This window comes from Thiomonas sp. (assembly GCF_034007205.1).
Taxonomy (GTDB): Bacteria; Pseudomonadota; Gammaproteobacteria; order Burkholderiales; family Burkholderiaceae_C; genus Thiomonas.
The window spans coordinates 47,520-64,972 of sequence record NZ_JAVERI010000015.1 but is presented as its reverse complement, the minus strand read 5'-3'; the positions used below and the strand labels follow the sequence as shown (position 1 = coordinate 64,972).

Sequence of the window (17,453 nt, the reverse complement as noted above, 5' to 3'; positions counted from 1 at the left end):
GCAGAGGCGCCGCCTTCGGCACAAGCGGAGGACGCCCTGCGGTTTGCGACAATGGCGTCCATGACCGCCCCCCTTGCCAACGACACCTTTCTGCGCGCCCTGCGCCGCCAGCCCACCGACTACACCCCGCTGTGGCTGATGCGCCAGGCCGGGCGCTACCTGCCGGAATACAACGCCACACGCGCGCGCGCCGGGAGTTTTCTCGGACTGGCGCAGAATCCGCACTACGCCTGCGAAGTCACGCTGCAGCCGCTCGACCGCTACGCGCTGGACGCTGCCATTCTGTTCTCCGACATTCTCACCGTGCCCGACGCCATGGGCCTGAGCCTGCGCTTCGAGGCCGGCGAAGGGCCGAAATTCGACCGCCCGCTGCGCACCGAGGCCGACGTCGCCGCGCTCGCCGTGCCCGACCTGGACAAGCTGCGCTACGTGTTCGACGCCGTCAGCGAGATCCGCCGCGCGCTGGTGCAAAACGGCGTGCAGCGCGTGCCGCTCATCGGTTTTTCCGGAAGCCCCTGGACGCTGGCCTGCTATATGGTCGAGGGCGCTGGCAGCGAGGACTACCGCACGGTCAAGACGCTGTTGTATTCCCGCCCCGACCTGATGCACCGCATCCTCGCGGTCAACGCCGAGGCGGTGGCGCAGTATCTGGCGGCGCAGATCGACGCGGGCGCGCAGGCCGTGATGATTTTCGACAGTTGGGGCGGCGTGCTGGCCGATGGCGCGTTTCAGGAGTTTTCTCTCGCCTACAGCCAACAGGTCATCGCCGCGCTCAAGCAGCGCAGCGACTCACAGCAAATTCCGGTGATTCTGTTCACCAAGGGCGGCGGCCAGTGGCTCGAAGCCATGGCCGACACCGGCGCCGACGCCCTCGGGCTGGACTGGACGACCTCGCTCGCCCAGGCCAGAGCCCGCGTGGGCCAGCGCGTGGCGCTGCAAGGCAACCTCGACCCCAATGTGCTGTTCGCGCCGCCTGCGGCCATCGAAAAGGAAGTGCAGCGGCTGCTGCAGAGCTTCGGCCCGGTCGGCGCGGGCGCAGGCCATGTGTTCAACCTGGGACACGGCATTTCGCAATACACCCCGCCCGAGCATGTCTCGGCACTCGTCGAGGCGGTGCACACCCACAGCCGGGCTCTGCACGGCGACAGGGCTTGAAAACACCCGGCGCAGCGCTGCGATTGGCAAGGCAGTAAGCGAAAATTCCGATTTGTCAAGCTTGACAAATCAGCTTATGCACATTTTTGGCGCGTTTGCACTGCAACAAGTTGATCACAGACTCAACTTGAATTTACTACATATAAACCACTGATTTATCAGTAACTTTTCAATGTTTCCCATTTTGCCAAATTTTTTTGCACAGGCTTATCCACAAGAGTGCTGTCTTCGGATTCAGGATTGATGCACAGAGTTATCCACAATCTGTTTTATCCCGAATAAGGCCAGATTCGACGCCCACTTAGGAAGGCTTTCGAACGCCGATTTCCATCTGCTGCACTCCTTTCATGTCCGTCATTCTTCAGGTCGCCGTCGATGCACCGGGTCTGCAGCCGCTCGATTACAGCGCGCAGGCGCCGCTGCCACCCGGCACCCTGGTGCGTGTCCCGCTCGGGCGCCAGACCGTCTGTGGCGTGGTGATCGCGCACAAGCCGAAACCCGACGCCGACCGCCCCCTGACGCTGCGCCCCATCGCTGCGGTGCACAACGCCCTGGCTCCGCTATCTCCCGCCTGGCTGGAACTGCAGCAATTCGTCGCCCGGTACTACCAACGCGCTCTGGGCGAAGTCATCGGGGCCGCCCTGCCAACCCAGTTGCGCAACCGCAACCCAGGCGAAGCCACGGCAGCTTCTCCCCGTCCTGCGCCCGCGAGCTATCGCTGCACCGAAGCGGGCCTGTCGACCTTGCCCGGCCAGATCGCTGCACGCAGCGTGGCGCTGTGGCGGCTGGCGAGCGCCCTCGGCGTGCCGGCGCCCGGGGCGATGACGGCGCCCGCCCCCAGCCCGCTCGGTTTGGGACAGGCGCGGCGGCTGCATCCGCAAGCGGCCAGGGTGCTGGCGGAATGGGAACGCGCCGGTTGGGTGGAAGTCGTCGCTCCCGTCGGCCTCCCGCCCAGGGTAGCCGCCCCCGCCCCCACGCTGCATCCGGAACAGGCCCAGGCGCTGCAAGCCATCACCGCCAGCACGGGTTTTGCGCCCTTCCTGTTGTTCGGCGTGACCGGCAGCGGCAAGACCGAGGTCTATCTGCACGCCGCGGCGCGGGTGCTGCAACGCGAGCCCGAAGCGCAGGTGCTGGTGCTCACTCCCGAGATCAACCTCACGCCGCAACTGGTGCGACGTTTCGAGCAGCGCTTCGGCGCGCAACACCTCGCCGTGCTGCACAGCGGCCTGTCGGAGGGTCAGCGGCTGCGACACTGGCTGGCAGCGCACAACGGCTCAGCGCGCATCGTGCTCGGCACCCGGCTGGCGGTGCTGGCCTCGCTGCCCACGCTGCGGCTGATCGTGGTCGACGAAGAGCACGACCCGTCGTACAAGCAGCAGGAGGGCGCGCGCTACAGCGCACGCGATCTGGCGCTGTGGCGGGCGCAGCAGCTCGGCATCCCCGTCGTGCTCGGCTCGGCCACGCCTTCGCTGGAAAGCTGGCGGGCGGCGCAGACCGGGCGCTACCAATTGCTGACCCTGAAAGAACGCGCCAGCGGCGTGCTGCCTGCCGTGCGTCTGGCCGATATTCGGCGCGACGCCACGCTGCGCACCAGCGGCGCGCTGATCGGCCAGGCGCTCGACGCCGCATTGCGCCAACGGCTCGAACGCGGCGAGCAAAGTCTGCTGTTTCTCAACCGCCGCGGCTATGCCCCGGTGTTGAGCTGCCCCGACTGCGGCTGGATGTCGGACTGTCCGCATTGCGACGCGCACCTGGTGTTTCACCGCACCGACCGCAGCCTGCGCTGCCACCACTGCGGCTATCAGGCCGCCGTGCCGCGCGCCTGTCCGGGCTGCGGCAGCCTCGATCTGCAACCCGTCGGCAAGGGCACGCAGCGGGTGGAAGAAGCCCTGGCGGAGAAATATCCCGAGGCGCGCATCGAGCGCATCGACGCCGACAGCACCCGGCGCAAGGGCGCGGCGGCGAGCCGTTTCGACAGCGTCCACGCCGGTGAAGTGGACATTCTGGTCGGCACGCAGATGGTGACCAAGGGACACGACTTCCAGCGCGTCACCCTGGTGGCCGCGCTCAACCCCGATGCCGGGCTGTTCACCCACGATCCACGCGGCCCAGAACGCCTGTTCGCCCAGCTCATGCAGGCCGCCGGGCGCGCGGGCCGCGCCTTGCCGTCGCGCGGCGATACCCCCGCCTCCACCCCGGAGATGCTGGTGCAGACCGCCCACCCCGAGCATCCGCTGTACCGCGCGCTGGTGGCGCACGACTATCCTGGCTTCGCCCGGGCCGAGCTCATCGAGCGCGAACGCGGCGGCATGCCGCCGTTTTCCTATCAGGCGCTGCTGCGCGCGGAGCACAAAAGGATCGAAGCCGTAACGGACTTTCTGGAACAGGCGCAGCAACTCGCCGCACCACTGGCCGAGGCATTGGGCGTGACCGTCTATCCCCCCATACCGGCGGCAATCGCCCGCGTGGCCGATGTGCACCGCATGCAGATGCTGCTCGAAGGCTCGCATCGCGGCGCGCTGCAGAACCTGCTGACGCACTGGGGCGCCGAACTCGCCGCGCTGCGCTCACGTGTGCGCTGGGCGGTGGACGTGGACCCGCTCGATTACTGAAGCTCGGTGAGAAAGGGCGCATTTGTCGCATTCGGCGGAGGATTCGACATTTCGATACAACAGGTTGGGGCGGCGCGGACTACATTGTTTTCATCGAAAGCGCATTGCAGTGCAGCAAGCGCCGTTTTTTGGAAGAGAACCATCCATCATGTCCACACATCGCCATTTGCATCATCATCCGCTGCCCGCGGGCACGCCCGTGATCGAGTTCGACCACGGGCGTCCGGGGAGCGTCACCCCCGACTCTCCGGCCACCGACGTGATGACCGATCTGCGCCACACCCCGGCCTTCACCATCGAGCCCGACGCCACGGCCAACCACGCGCTGCAGAAAATGATGCATGCCGGGGTGCGACTGCTGTTGGTGACCAACTCCGCGCGGCATGTCGTCGGCCTGATCACCGCGCGCGATCTGATGGGCGAAAAGCCCGTGCGCGCCGCCACCGAAAACCAGATACCGCGCGACGCCGTGACCGTGGCGCAATGCATGGTGCCGCAGCAGCACATCGAAGTGCTCGACTACGCCGAAGTGCTGCGCTCCACCGTGGCCGAGATCGTGCTCACGCTGCGCCATTCGGGTCGCCAGCATGCGCTGGTGCTGGAAACCGACGGCCAACCCGTGGTGCGCGGCATCTTTTCGGCGGTGCGTATCGGCCGCCAACTCGGGGTCGAACTGCAGTCCAACGGACAGATGCAGAGCTTCGCCGAGCTGGAACAGGCCATTGCCAAGGTCTGATGGGCGTTCAGTCGTTGATGATGGCCTTGCGCAGCGCCCTGACCTGCTCGGGCGCGACCGCCGAGGCGCCGTTGCCCCAGGTGGCGCGGATGTAAGTGACGACATCGGCCACCTGCTGGTCGTCGAGCGACTGGGCAAAGGGCGGCATGACCATAGGCGCCGGGGCCTTTGCGGTCACCACCGTGCTGCCGCCGGCCAGCACCACGCGGATGCTGTTGTTCGGATCGGAACACTGCACCGTGGCGTTTTTCGCCAGCCCGGGAAAGACCTGCGGCAGACCCTGACCGTTGGCCTGGTGGCAGGCCGCGCAATGCTGGTTGTAGACCTGCGCGCCGCGCTGCACCGAAGCCGGGTTCCTGGCTGCTGGAGTCTGCGTCGGCACGAAGGGTTTGAGCGATTTGATGTAGATCGCCATCGCCTGCAGGTCCTCGGGCTTGAGGTGCTGGGTGCTGTGCGAGATGACCTCGGTCATGCTGCCCAGGGCGGTGAAGTGCGCGGTCTTGCCGGTCTGCAGCAACTCGACGATTTCAGCCTCGGTCCATTTCTGCAGGCAGTTGCCGCGCAGATTGGTGGCGAACCAATGTTCCACCTGCGAGCCGGTGAGATAGAGGTCGCCGTTCGGTCCGCGCGAGCTCAGCGCCTTTTCCTGGAAGAACAGGCCGCGCGGGGTATGGCAGGAGCCGCAATGGCCCAGCCCCTCCACCAGATAGGCGCCGCGGTTCCACTGCGCGCTCTGTTTGGGATCGGGGGTGAAGTTGGTGTCGCGCACGAACAGCCAGTTCCAGACGGCCAGCGGCCAGCGGATCGTCATGGGCCACACCATGTCGGGCTTGCGGTTGGGCGTGGGGTCGGGCGGCACGCCCTGCATGAAGTAGGCATAGAGCGCCTTCATGTCGGCCTCGTTCACCCGTGCGTAGGAGGGGTAGGGCATGGCCGGGTAGAGATGCTTGCCGCCGGGCGCCACGCCATGCCGCACGGCGCGGTCGAACTGCTCGAAGCTGTAGTTGCCGATGCCGTGGGTTTTGTCGGGCGTGATGTTGGTGGAATAGATCGCACCGATGGGCATGTCCATCTTCAGCCCGCCGACGAAGGGCTTGCCGCCCGGCGCCGTGTGGCAGGCCACGCAATCGCCCGCGCGCGCCAGATAGGCCCCGCGCTGCACTTCCTGATCGGAGAACCTCGCCGCTGCGGCGAAGCCGCACTGCGCCGCCAGGACGCCCGCCAGGGCGGCGCGCCCTACCCGCCATACCCGTTTCTTGCTCATGTTCATCCTTCCCATCGCCGCGACCCTTTGTCTTGATTGCAACTCTTTGTAAGCAAATGACCGGGTATGGTAACGATCCGGGTTGACCCTGAGCGGATCAACGCAGCAGCGCCAAGATGCCCAGCGCCAGTGCGCCAGCGCCCAGAGCCAGCGCCGCCAGCATCCACAGCCGCAAGCGCTGCTGCGCCGCAGCCAGTTGCACCCCGGCCTGCTCCAGTGCGGTCACCGTGGTCTGCAATTGCTGCGCCAGCGCGCGCACATGCTCGGCGTTGTGCGTCACCGCCGTCTGCAGCTCCTCGATCTGCCTGTGCAGCGACTCGGCGGCTTCCTTGTCGGTCTTGCGCTGCTTGAACACGGGCAATGCGATTTTCGCCACCGATTCGATATAGGGCAGTGCGGCGCCGATGGCCGTCATCCAGGTTGCGGGCATGGTTCAGGGTCGAGAGTCACGTTGAACCCGGATTGTTCACGAGATCACTCCCTCCCCGCTCGTGGGGTGGAGGCGGCGCGCTGGCCTGCAAGCCAGACCTTGGACGGGTTGGGGTGGGGGCGGATGCCCCCCGCCCGCACGAGGCGGCGGGGCCTGTCACACCCCCATCTGCGCAGCCTGACTGGAAGTCGCGCTGGAAGTCGCGCGCGCGACAGGCTCACGCCACTGCCGCATCAGCGCCTCCCACTGCGGCAGCACCTGCTCGAGATGGCGCTGCCTGACGTGGCCATAGCCGCGGATGCCGTCGGGCAGGCGCGCGATCTGCAACGCCAGTTGCAGGCGCTCGGGCGGGGTGTCGGCATCGAGGCCGCGCAGCAACTCGGTGAGCGTGTCGCGGTACCGTGCGATCAGGGCGCGATCCTGCTTGCGCTCGGCAGTGCGGCCGAAGGGATCGAACGGGGTGCCGCGCAACACCTTCAGCGGCGCCAGCAGCCCAAACGCCGCGCCCATCCAGGGGCCGTACTCGCGCTTGAGCGGCTCGCCGCGGGCGTTGCGCCGGCTCCAAAGCGGCGGCGCAAGGAAGTAATGGCGCTTGAAATCGCCTTCGAAATGCGCTTGCAACTGGCGCAGGAATGCCGGGTCGGACTGCAACCGTGCCACTTCATATTCGTCCTTGTACGCCATGAGCTTGAACAGGTTGCGCGCCACCGCCTCGGTGAGCGCGGTGGACTTGAGCGGGGCTTCAGCCGCGCGCACCTGAGCCACGAAAGCGGCAAACCGCCGGGCGTAGGCGGCATTCTGGTAGGCGGTGAGAAACTCCTCGCGCTGCTTGATGACTTCGTCCAGGCCGGGACGCTTGACCAGCTCGATCACCTGCTCGGCGGCGGCGAGCGCAGCAATCGCCTGCGGATCGTGCGCCGCGTGCCGCCCCCATTCGAAAGCCGCCTGGTTCTTTTCCACCTGCACGCCGTTGAGCTCGATGGCGCGCATCAGTGCGGCGCGACTCACCGGCACCCAGCCCTTCTGCCAGGCGAAACCCAGCAGCATGGGGTTGGCGTAGATGGCGTCGCCCAGCAGCTTCTCGGCAGCGCGCACGCAGTCGAATTCCGCCACCATGCCAGCGCCCGCGGCCTGCTCGATGGCCTTGCGGCAGGCGGCGTCGGGGAATTGCCAGTCGGGGTTGTGGACGAAGGCCGCAGTCGGCGTGCCGTGGGTATCGAGCGCGACATGGGTACGGCCTGCGCGGGCGCGCGAAAGCGTTTCGCGGTCGGCAGTGACGATGGGATCGCAGCCCAGAATCAGCTCGGCCTCGGCGGTGCCCACCCGAGTGGTCACGATCTGCTCTGGGTCGCCGGCGATGAGCACGTGGCTCCAGGTCGCCCCGCCCTTCTGCGCAAGACCTGCGGCATCCTGCGTGACCACGCCCTTGCCCTCGATGTGCGCGGCCATGCCGAGCAACTGGCCGATGGTGATGACCCCCGTGCCGCCGACACCGGCGACGACGATGCCGTAGCAGCCGCCGCCCGCCACGTCGGCGCGCACCGGGTCGGGCACCTCGGGCTCGGGCAGCTCGGGCATGGCCGAAAGATCTGCGCCGGGCTGCGGCTTGGGCCTGCGCAACTCGGCGCCTTCGAGGCTGACGAAGCTCGGGCAGAAGCCCTTGAGGCAGGAGAAGTCCTTGTTGCAACTGCTCTGATTGATGGTGCGCTTGCGGCCGAATTCGGTTTCCAGCGGTTCGACCGACAGGCAGTTGCTCTGCTCGGAGCAGTCGCCGCAGCCCTCGCACACCAGCGGGTTGATGACCACGCGGCGCTTGGGGTCGGCCATCAGCCCGCGCTTGCGACGACGGCGTTTTTCGGTGGCGCAGGTCTGGTCGTAGATGATGACAGTCACGCCCGGCTGTTCGCGCAGCTCGCGCTGAATGGCATCGAGATCGTCGCGGTGGCGCACCGTTGCGCCACTGGCCAAGCCAACGGCGTTGGCATACTTCTGCGGCTCGTCGGTGACGACCACGATGCGGCGCACGCCTTCGGCTTCGAGCTCGCGGCTGATCTGCGGCACGGTCAGCCCGCCCTCGACCGGCTGCCCGCCGGTCATCGCCACCGCGTCGTTGAACAGGATCTTGTAGGTGGCGTTGACCCCGGATGAGATCGCCTGGCGGATGGCGAGCAGGCCGGAGTGGTAGTAAGTGCCGTCGCCGAGGTTGACGAACACGTGCTTCTCGGCAGTGAACGGCGCCTGCCCGACCCAGGCCACGCCTTCGCCGCCCATCTGGCTGAAGGTCTGGGTAGCGCGGTCCATCCAGGTGACCATGTAGTGGCAGCCGATTCCCGCCAGGCCGCGCGAGCCCTCGGGCACGCGGGTCGAGGTATTGTGCGGGCAGCCCGAGCAGAACCACGGCGGGCGCTGCGCCGAATCGCCCGGCGCCTGCAGGCTGCGCTCGCGCGCGTCGATCACCGCCAGCCGTTCGCTGATGCGGCGCTGCACGTCCACCCCGGCATCGCGCAGGATGCCCAGTCGCTCCAGACGCCCGGCGATGGCGCGGGCGATGATCGCCGGGTTGAGGTCGGCCTTGGCCGGCAGCAGCCAGTTATCCGCGGGGTTGGGCTGGCTCCATTCGCCGCCGGTCTTGTCGCCCGGCAGCTCGTCGAACTTGCCGATGACATTGGGCCGCACGTCTTCGCGCCAGTTGTACAGCTCTTCCTTGAGCTGATATTCGATGACCTGGCGCTTTTCCTCGACCACCAGAATCTCCTGCAACCCGGTGGCGAACTCGCGCGTGATGCTCGCCTCCAGCGGCCAGACCACGGCCACCTTGTGCACACGGATGCCGAGTTGCGCGCAGGTGTCGGCGTCCAGCCCGAGGTCGATCAGGGCTTGGCGGGTGTCGTTGTACGCCTTGCCCGAGGCCATGATGCCCAGCCGCGCATGCGGGCTGTCGATGACGGTGTGGTTCAGACGATTGGCGCGGATATACGCCAGCGCGGCATACCACTTCACATCCATCAGCCGCGCCTCCTGCGCCAACGGGGTGTCGGGCACGCGGATGTGCACGCCGTCTGGCGGCAGGGTGAAGTCTTCAGGCAGCAGGATGCGCACGCGGTCGGCATCGACCTCGACGGCGGCTGAAGACTCGACGATTTCCTGGATGGTCTTCATCCCGGTCCAGACGCCGGCATAGCGGCTCAGCGCGAAGGCGTGCACACCCAGGTCGAGGATGTCCTGCACCGACGTCGGAAAGAACACCGGCAGGCCGCAGGCCTTGAAAATATGGTCGCTCTGGTGCGCCAGGGTTGACGACTTGGCGACATGGTCATCCCCCGCCACCGCGATCACGCCGCCATGCCGCGCCGTGCCCGCGCTGTTGGCGTGCTTGAACACGTCCGAGCAGCGATCCACCCCCGGCCCCTTGCCATACCAGATGCCGAACACCCCGTCGTATTTGTTCTTGTCGGGAAACAGGTCGAGCTGCTGCGTACCCCAGACGGCCGTGGCTGCCAGTTCCTCGTTGACCCCGGGCGTGAAAACCACCTGGTGGGCTTCGAGGATTTTTTTCGCCTTCCACAGCGCCTGGTCGTAGCCGCCCAGCGGCGAGCCGCGGTAGCCGGAAACGAAGCCGGCGGTGTTCAGCCCGGCGGCGGCATCGCGCTGACGCTGCAACAGGGGCAGACGCACCAGCGCCTGGATGCCGCTCATGAAAGCGCGGCCGGATTCGAGGGTGTATTTGTCGTCCAGCGTAAGGGTCGCCAGCGCACGACGGATGGGCTCGGGTAGGGGAGCGTTCATCGTCTTGTCTCCTTCTGTGGCGCCTGAGCCGTTTGCGGGCGGCGCCGTTGCATCACCAATCAGCCGCCGATCAGGCAGGCTGGGCCTCTGCGGCGCCCTGCGACAGCACGGCCCGCACGCCGTCTTGTGAACGGCGACCGGCAATTTGCCGATGAACGAATGCTAGCGCGACTGCTCAAGGAAACGCAGGGCCGCCCCAAGTTTCCTTGACCCCACGGGGGATGAGGCTGGACATGCGTGGGCGACTGCTCGCCCACGCATGCCTGCCGAATCCAAGCGGCTTGCAAGCCGCGAGGTGGACCGGGTCGGCGAGCCGACCCTGGGGGCGCTCGGTCGTGAACAGAAGGCGAAACCCGAGGGTGAGACGGGAGTGCGGACTTGCCCGCCGCACTCCGCCATGAATCAGGCGGGATTCAGGCCGGATTCAGGCGTAGGACGGCAAGGTGAGCACGTAGGTGTCGATCGGCGCGTTGGGGTTGACCACCGGATTGCTCGGGTCGCCATCGCCCCAGTCGCTTTGGAACAGAATGCGCGTGCCGCTGGTGCTGAAGGTCACGTTCGGCTGCGCCCAGTAATTGCTCTGCTTGGCGTTGCTGTAGTTGCCCGTGCTGCGGTGGTGGGCGATGCGCCAGGTCGTGCCCGTGGTCAGATTGGTGATCATGATTTCCTGATCGAGCACAGTCGTGGGATTGGCGGTCGGGCCGCTGTTGTTGGTGCCGTAGATGTCGCCGGTCATGCCGGTGACCACCCAGCTCGGATTTTTCCAGGCGGTCGAGCCGCTCAGACTGCCGGTGGCCGGATAGCCCCAGCCGCTGGACTCGCCGACGAAGTTGCTCACCACGCCGGTATTGAGGTTGCAGACGATGACGTTGCCGTTGCCGCCGGTACTGCGCGAAAACTGCGAGCCCACCAGCAGGTCGTTGCCGTTGGCGTCCATCGCGGTGTCGCAATGCTCGTTGGTGTCGAAGTTCACCCAGCGCACGAGCTTGCCGGTGGCGGCGTCGATCACCGCCGACTGCGTGGTGGGTTGAGAACCGAGGCCGGCGGCGGCATTCCAGATGAAAAATCTGCCCGACACCGAGGGGAAAGGCGTCGATCCTCGCGCCTGCGGTTGCGGCACGACGGAGGGGTCGTACAGAATGAACTGCTGGGTCGCTTCATTGAAGCCGAACACCCACACGCCGAGCTCGCCCGACACATTGGGCACGCTCGGGCCAAAGGCACCCAGGCCCCAGATTCGCTGGCCCTGCGCGTTGACCCCCAGGGCGAAGGGGTAGCCGCAGCGCACGCCTTGCGTGTCCGTGGGGCAGCCGGGCGGCAAGCCGTTGGGGAGGAAGCTGTGGACGAGGGTCTTGACCCCGGTCTCGACGTTGATCGCGGTGAGGTCGGCCAGATTCTGGCTGCCCATCGAATGGTTGTCGATGTAGCGCAGTACGGCCGGGTCCTGGTGATCCCAGTAAAACTGTTCCACGTCGGCGGGGTTGATGTCAAGGAACCGGAGGAACTTGTAGGTCGTGCCGTCGTACAGCGCCCAGCCCATTTGTCCGTTGGCCTGCCTGGTGCTCCCCGGCGCATAGAGGATGAAGCGGGTTTCATCGCAGTTCCACGCCATCGCTGTGGGATAGGCAGGGGCCACGCACAGATTGTTGAAGTCGCTCACGCAGTCGGTGATGCGGGTGATCTTCAGGCCGAAATCCGGGTCGGTGACGGTCTGCCCCTTGGCCGGTTTGGCCAGCGCGCTGTAGGGCATCAGGGACTTGCCGTGCTGGGTGAGACCCTGGGACAGATCGATGCCGCTGGCTGGCGGTGTCTGCGGCTGAGTAGGCGCAGAGGCGGTTTGTGTCGGGGTCGAAGCAGGTTGCGTCGGAGTCGAGGCGGGTTGCGTGGGTTGCGACGAAGCTGCCGGCGGTTGCGAGGAGCTGGTTGTGGTGCTTGTCGGCGTGCTTGTGGGGGTCGTCTGCGTGCTGCCTCCCGCGGACGGTTGTGATGGTGGTGAAGGGGCCGGGACGGGAGAAACCGGAATCGTCGGCTGGATGATCGTGCCTGGATTTTGGGCCGGAATGATGGGCGCAACGCCCGGGCTGGAGCCCGCTGCAGGCGGCACCGCTCCTGCCGCGCTGGGAGTTGCCTGACCCGATCCCGACCCGCCGCCGCAAGCGGCCAGGGAACTCAACGCGGGCAGGGAAAGCAGGGTTTTCTGAATGAAGCTGCGGCGAGATGGCTGCATGACGAGACTCCAATGCCCCGACTGATCGTGCAGGCGCGAATGCCGCAACTCACGCCGCAAGACAAACCGACATACGACATCCTGGCATCTTGGGTTCGTCCCAGGACGTCAATGTGTGAGGTATTGCCGCTTTCAGGCCGGGAAAACAAGACTATTCCCAGCCTAGGGGGTTGGTGAAGTGCGCGTCTGTATCGGAATGAAAAAGATGCGACGGCCGGCTTACTGCTGCTGGCACACCGTGTGGGTGTTCTGCAGGAAATTGGTCACCGTGGCCTGTCGGCCCTTGAACCACACCTGGAACGCGCTGTTGCGGTAGCGTGCGCCGTCGGCGGAGACGGTCTGATCCAGGGTGAGATTGCCCAGCGCGGTTTGCAGCGTGACCGACACATCGCCAAAGGTGGCGATGAACGAGCTGCCGTCCTGGCAGTTGAAGCGCACGGCGCCGGGAGGCAGCGCGGGTGCGCTGGGTTGCGGTGCCGACACTTCTGGAGCGGGCGTCATCGGTGCGGGCTGCGGCGCAGCGGGCGCACTCGCGGCTGGCGCAACCCCGGCCGGGCCGAGGGGCTGGACCGTGATCGGCGCGCTGGGCGCCAGTGGCTGGGCCTGGCTCGGCGGCGCCTGCGGGGTGACGGGGGCATAGGTCGAAGGCGGCACGGTCACCCGCGGCGTGGGGGGGCTGAGTTGCTGCACCGGTGCGGGCTGGTTGAGATTGACCGGCGTGGCGCATCCCGCCAGGATCAGCGCGCCGAATGCCGTCAAGACTGCCGCACCGACTGCGCTCGAACGCAGAAAAGAAGTGTGTTCTTGCCGATTCATGCCTGGGCTCCCGAAATCTGTTGCAGAAATTGAACCATACAAACGCGACGGGCTTGCCGGTGTGATGGCACGCAACCGTAAAGCTTGCGAAATTGTCGCCTTGCCGCTGCCGCTTTTTATGATGCACCCAAAAACCGCCTGCCTGCGGCTCGAAGGATCCCGCCTTGCCGATCTTCGCCCTCGCCATCCTGCTGGGCTGTGCGCTGCAGACCGCGCAGGCCGCGCTCTGGCCACGTCCGATGTATGGCGCGATGGCGGCCGTGGGCATCGCGCTGGCGGCGGCGCTGCTGCTGTGGCATGGGCGCTACGACACTGCGGCGGGATCAGGGCGTGGGCGGCACCGCATCCTCGTTGCATTCCTGCTCGCCTGCAGCGGTTTTGCGCTGGCCTTCGGGCTGACGGGCTGGCGCGCCTATCCGCTGCTGGCCGACCGGCTCGATCCGGCGCTGGAGGGCCAGGTCATTGCCGTGCGCGGCGTGGTCAGCGGGCTGCCGGTGCTCTATCCCCATGCCACGCGCTTCGAGTTCGACACCATCCAGGCGCCCGTCGGCGTGCCCGGCAAGGTGTCGCTGAGCTGGTATGCGCGCAGAACGCGCTTTGGCCCCTCCGAGGCGGCGCCCCGCGTTCATCCCGGTGAGGAATGGCGGTTTTCGCTGCGCCTGAAGCGCCCGCATGGTCTGGCCAACCCCGGCGGCAACGACACCGAGCTGGCGCTGTTCCGTGAGGGCATCGGCGCGACGGGAACGGTGAGCCGCATGGGCGCGCCGCCGCAGCTTCTCGGCCTTCGCCGCGCGCCCGCCGACTGGGTGGCGCAACTGCGCGACCACCTGCGCGAGCGCATGATGACCGCGCTGCGAATGCAGGACGCGCCCCTCCTCCTCCCAACCTCCCCCACGGCGTGGGGGAGGAGCGAACACGCCCTCCCCGCCGCAGGACCACCCCAATGCGGGACGCGCCTCTCCCCCTCCCAACCTCCCCCACGCAGTGGGGGAGGAGCAAACACCCCCTCCCCACGAGTGGGGAGGGTTGGGGTGGGGAGAGCCCCCTCGGGGCTGAGTGCCGCGGCTCCGGTCTGGCCTGCGCCAGACTGGACGGCACGAAGGGGCCTCGCCTCTGGCGAGGCCGCGCCCTGCAGGGGCAGCCAGCGCACGCGAGCGTTGGGAGCCACACCCCTCCCCGCCGCCGATACCATCATCGCCCTTGCGCTGGGCGACCAATCGGCCATTTCCGCGCCGGACTGGGCGACTTACCGCATGACCGGGGTGGCGCATCTGATGAGCATCTCCGGTCTGCACATCACCCTGCTGGCCTGGCTGGCGCTGCGCCTCACCGGCTGGCTTTGGCGGCAGACCGCCCGGCTGCGCCGGCCCTGGACGCTGATCGTTCCTGCGCCCACGGTCGCCGCCTGGGGCGCGCTGCTGGTCGCCACCGCCTACGCGCTGGTCGCTGGCTGGGGCGTGCCGGCGCAGCGCACCCTGCTGATGCTCGCGGTGGTGCTGCTGCTGCGCCAGCGGGGGCTGCGCGCCGACTGGCGCGATGTCATGGCGCTGGCGCTGAGCGCCGTGCTGCTGTGGGATCCGTGGGCGGTGCGGCAGGCGGGGTTCTGGCTGTCCTTCGTCGCGGTGGGCATGCTGTTCGTCGCCGGCGAGCGCAGGCACCCGGAAACCGCGGCGCTGGCCTCCATCCCTGGCGACGCTGTACCTGCGGGTCGTTTGCAGCGCAGTTGGCAGGCGCTGCGCGGCGCCGCGCACTCGCAGTGGGTGGCCACCATCGCCCTGCTGCCGCTCACCCTGCTGTTCTTCCAGCAGATCGCCTTGCTCTCGCCGCTGGCCAATGCGCTGGCGATTCCCGTGGTGACGCTGGCGGTGGCGCCGCTGGCGGTCGGCGGCCTGCTGCTGCCCGCGCCGCTGGACGGCTGGGCGTGGCGGCTCGGCGCCCGGGTGCAGCAGGGTCTGGACGCCGTGCTGCGGCAGATGGCCGACTGGCCGCTGGCACAGTGGCACGCCGCCGCGCCCGACGGCCTCACCCTGGCGCTGGCCGCGCTCGGCGTGCTGGCGCTGGCGCTGCCTTGGGGCTGGCGGCTGCGCGCGCCGGGGCTGTTGCTGCTGTTGCCGCTGGCGAGCAACCCCGGCACGACGCCCGAACCCGGGGCGATGGAGGTGTGGTTTGCCGATGTCGGCCAGGGCATGGCGGTGGTGGTGCGCACCGCGCGCCACACCCTGCTGTACGACACCGGGCCGCAGCAGGCGCCGGGCGTGGACGCCGGCGGCCGCGTGCTGCTGCCGCTGCTGCACAGCCTGGGCGTGCGCCGCCTCGACCGCGTGGTGGTGAGTCACGACGACGGCGACCACGCGGGCGGCGCGGCCACCCTCGCCCGCGCGCATCCCGAGGCCGATCTGCTCACCTCGGCTGCGGCGCAGGCGCCATGGGCGCAAGGCTTCGGCGCCATGCAGCCTTGCGCCGCCGGTCAGCGCTGGAACTGGGACGGCGTGGACTTCCGCATCGTCAGCCCCCTGCCCGGCGACGCGCCGCGCAGCGACAACGCCCGCTCCTGCGTGCTGCATGTGAGCGCACGCGGCGCCTCGCTGCTGCTCACCGGCGACATCGACCAGGCGCAGGAGCGCGCCCTGCGTGGCGCAGGCCTTCTGCCCTACGCCGACGTGTTGCTGGTGCCGCATCACGGCAGCAAGTCCTCGTCGAGCGAGGCGCTGCTCGACACGGTGATGCCACGCGCCGCCGTGGTGCAGGCGGGCTATCGCAATGCGCACGGCCACCCCCACCCCGCCGTGCTGGCGCGTTATGCCGAGCGCGGCATCAAAGTCTGGCGCACCGACCGGCAGGGCGCGTTGCAGTGGCGCGACAGCGCGCCCGATACCTTCATCGCCTGGCGCGCGGCGAATCCGCATTACTGGAGCGCCGACGCCGCGCTTGCCGACACATCTGGCCTGTATCTTGCAGGGCCCGCACCGTAGGTTTGCCCAGAAAGCCATGACGAGAGACGACGATGCGCTTCTACGATGAAATGACCTCCGCAGGCGGCGGCGTGCGGCCGCACTATGAGCAATACGCCCACTGGCTGGCGCAGCAGCCGCCCGACACCATCAGCGCCAAGCGCGAGGAGGCCGAGCTGATCTTTCGCCGCGTGGGCATCACCTTTGCTGTGTATGGCGACCAGGCTGGCACCGAGCGGCTCATTCCCTTCGACCTGATTCCGCGCATCATTCCCGCGGCCGAGTGGAAGCATCTGGAAGCCGGGCTGAAGCAGCGCGTCACCGCGCTCAACCGCTTCATCCACGACGTCTATCACGAGCAGGAAATCCTCAAGGCCGGCATCGTGCCGCCAGAGCAGGTGCTCGGCAACGCGCAGTTTCGCCCCGAGATGATGGGCATCGATCTGCCGCATCATGTGTACGCACAAATTGCGGGCATCGACATCGTGCGGGCGGAAAACGCACAGGGCGAGGGCGAGTATTACGTGCTCGAAGACAATCTGCGCGTGCCCTCGGGCGTGAGCTATATGCTGGAAAACCGCCGCATGATGATGCGGCTGTTCCCCGGGCTGTTCGCCCGCCACGGCGTCGCCCCGGTGGCGCATTACCCCGACATGCTGCTGGAAAAGCTGCGCGCCGTCGCACCGCCCAGTGCCAGCGAGCCCACCGTGGTCGTGCTCACGCCGGGCATGTACAACTCGGCATACTTCGAGCACGCCTTTCTCGCGCAGCAGATGGGGGTGGAACTGGTCGAAGGGCAAGACCTGTTCGTCAAGGACGACTTCGTCTATATGCGCACCACGCAGGGGCCGCAGCGGGTGGACGTGATCTACCGCCGCATCGACGACGACTTCCTCGACCCGCAGGTATTCCGCGCCGATTCGGCCATCGGCTGCGCCGGGCTGATGCGCGCCTTGCGCGCGGGCAACGTCAACCTGGCCAACGCCATCGGCACCGGGGTGGCCGACGACAAGTCGATCTACCCCTACGTGCCACGGATGATCGAGTTCTATCTGGGCGAAAAACCGTTGCTGAACAACGTGCCCACCCGCCTGTGCCGCGAGCCCGACAGCCTGGCCTATGTGCTGGAGCACCTGCCCGAGCTGGTGGTCAAGGAGGTGCACGGCGCCGGGGGCTACGGCATGCTGGTCGGCCCGGCGTCCACCCAGGCCGAGATCGCCGCCTTCGCCGAGAAGATCAAGGTGCATCCCGAGCACTACATCGCCCAGCCGACGCTGGCGCTGTCCACCTGCCCCACCTATGTCGAGTCGGGCATCGCGCCGCGCCACATCGACCTGCGGCCCTTCGTGCTGTCGGGCAAGACGGTCTCCATCGTGCCCGGCGGCCTGACCCGCGTGGCGCTGGCCGAAGGCTCGCTGGTCGTCAATTCCTCGCAGGGCGGCGGCACCAAGGACACCTGGGTGCTCGAAAAGTAGC

The 17,453-nt window shown here is 67.5% G+C and carries 10 protein-coding genes; 5 read left to right on the top strand and 5 right to left on the bottom strand.

Annotated elements, in window-relative coordinates:
* The first annotated feature begins 60 nt into the window (after nt 1–60).
* The 3 genes from hemE (at nt 61) to RBR52_RS12445 (ending at nt 4,503) form a co-directional block, all read left to right on the top strand.
* Nucleotides 61–1,155, top strand: a complete 1,095-nt coding sequence (gene hemE / locus RBR52_RS12455; RefSeq protein WP_320377598.1) for a uroporphyrinogen decarboxylase — start codon at nt 61–63, stop codon at nt 1,153–1,155.
* A gap of 347 nt (nt 1,156–1,502) precedes the next feature.
* Nucleotides 1,503–3,767 carry a primosomal protein N' gene (locus RBR52_RS12450; protein ID WP_320377597.1) on the top strand — a complete coding sequence of 755 codons (2,265 nt, stop codon included), beginning with the start codon at nt 1,503–1,505 and terminating at the stop codon, nt 3,765–3,767.
* Nucleotides 3,768–3,915: 148 nt separating this feature from the next.
* Nucleotides 3,916–4,503, top strand: a complete 588-nt coding sequence (locus RBR52_RS12445) for a CBS domain-containing protein (RefSeq protein WP_320377596.1) — start codon at nt 3,916–3,918, stop codon at nt 4,501–4,503.
* A gap of 7 nt (nt 4,504–4,510) precedes the next feature.
* On the opposite strand, the gene RBR52_RS12440 is transcribed toward RBR52_RS12445, so the two are convergent.
* From RBR52_RS12440 to RBR52_RS12420, 5 genes are all read right to left on the bottom strand, one after another.
* Entirely contained in the window at nt 4,511–5,767 is a 1,257-nt protein-coding gene (locus RBR52_RS12440; protein ID WP_320377594.1) for a cytochrome c, read from the bottom strand.
* 97 nt (nt 5,768–5,864) lie between these two features.
* Complete coding sequence (locus RBR52_RS12435; protein ID WP_320377593.1) at nt 5,865–6,197, bottom strand: chemotaxis protein; 333 nt, start codon at nt 6,195–6,197, stop codon at nt 5,865–5,867.
* Nucleotides 6,198–6,353: 156 nt separating this feature from the next.
* On the bottom strand, nt 6,354–9,983 hold the full coding sequence (locus RBR52_RS12430) for an indolepyruvate ferredoxin oxidoreductase family protein (RefSeq protein WP_320377592.1): 3,630 nt from the start codon (nt 9,981–9,983) through the stop codon (nt 6,354–6,356).
* A 424-nt stretch (nt 9,984–10,407) separates the two neighbouring features.
* Nucleotides 10,408–11,733, bottom strand: a complete 1,326-nt coding sequence (locus RBR52_RS12425) for a hypothetical protein (RefSeq protein WP_320377591.1) — start codon at nt 11,731–11,733, stop codon at nt 10,408–10,410.
* A 696-nt stretch (nt 11,734–12,429) separates the two neighbouring features.
* Nucleotides 12,430–13,026, bottom strand: a complete 597-nt coding sequence (locus tag RBR52_RS12420; protein ID WP_320377590.1) for an MliC family protein — start codon at nt 13,024–13,026, stop codon at nt 12,430–12,432.
* A 164-nt stretch (nt 13,027–13,190) separates the two neighbouring features.
* Here RBR52_RS12420 and RBR52_RS12415 point away from each other — a divergent pair, with 164 nt between their 5' ends.
* The gene (locus tag RBR52_RS12415) at nt 13,191–15,998 is read left to right on the top strand and encodes a DNA internalization-related competence protein ComEC/Rec2 (protein ID WP_320377589.1); all 2,808 of its coding nucleotides are present in this window, start codon (nt 13,191–13,193) and stop codon (nt 15,996–15,998) included.
* Between the two features lie 32 nt (nt 15,999–16,030).
* The gene (locus RBR52_RS12410) at nt 16,031–17,452 is read left to right on the top strand and encodes a circularly permuted type 2 ATP-grasp protein (RefSeq protein ID WP_320377588.1); all 1,422 of its coding nucleotides are present in this window, start codon (nt 16,031–16,033) and stop codon (nt 17,450–17,452) included.
* Nucleotide 17,453: the final 1 nt, after the last annotated feature.

Bases quoted from the DNA above. Each gene is read 5' to 3' on its own strand.
- RBR52_RS12450 (WP_320377597.1), top strand. From the start codon at position 1,503: ATGTCCGTCATTCTTCAGGTCGCCGTCGATGCACCGGGTCTGCAGCCG.
- RBR52_RS12410 (WP_320377588.1), top strand. From the start codon at position 16,031: ATGCGCTTCTACGATGAAATGACCTCCGCAGGCGGCGGCGTGCGGCCG.
- RBR52_RS12435 (WP_320377593.1), bottom strand. From the start codon at position 6,197: ATGCCCGCAACCTGGATGACGGCCATCGGCGCCGCACTGCCCTATATC.
- RBR52_RS12420 (WP_320377590.1), bottom strand. From the start codon at position 13,026: ATGAATCGGCAAGAACACACTTCTTTTCTGCGTTCGAGCGCAGTCGGT.
- RBR52_RS12430 (WP_320377592.1), bottom strand. From the start codon at position 9,983: ATGAACGCTCCCCTACCCGAGCCCATCCGTCGTGCGCTGGCGACCCTT.
- RBR52_RS12445 (WP_320377596.1), top strand. From the start codon at position 3,916: ATGTCCACACATCGCCATTTGCATCATCATCCGCTGCCCGCGGGCACG.
- RBR52_RS12440 (WP_320377594.1), bottom strand. From the start codon at position 5,767: ATGAGCAAGAAACGGGTATGGCGGGTAGGGCGCGCCGCCCTGGCGGGC.
- RBR52_RS12425 (WP_320377591.1), bottom strand. From the start codon at position 11,733: ATGCCCTACAGCGCGCTGGCCAAACCGGCCAAGGGGCAGACCGTCACC.
- hemE (WP_320377598.1), top strand. From the start codon at position 61: ATGACCGCCCCCCTTGCCAACGACACCTTTCTGCGCGCCCTGCGCCGC.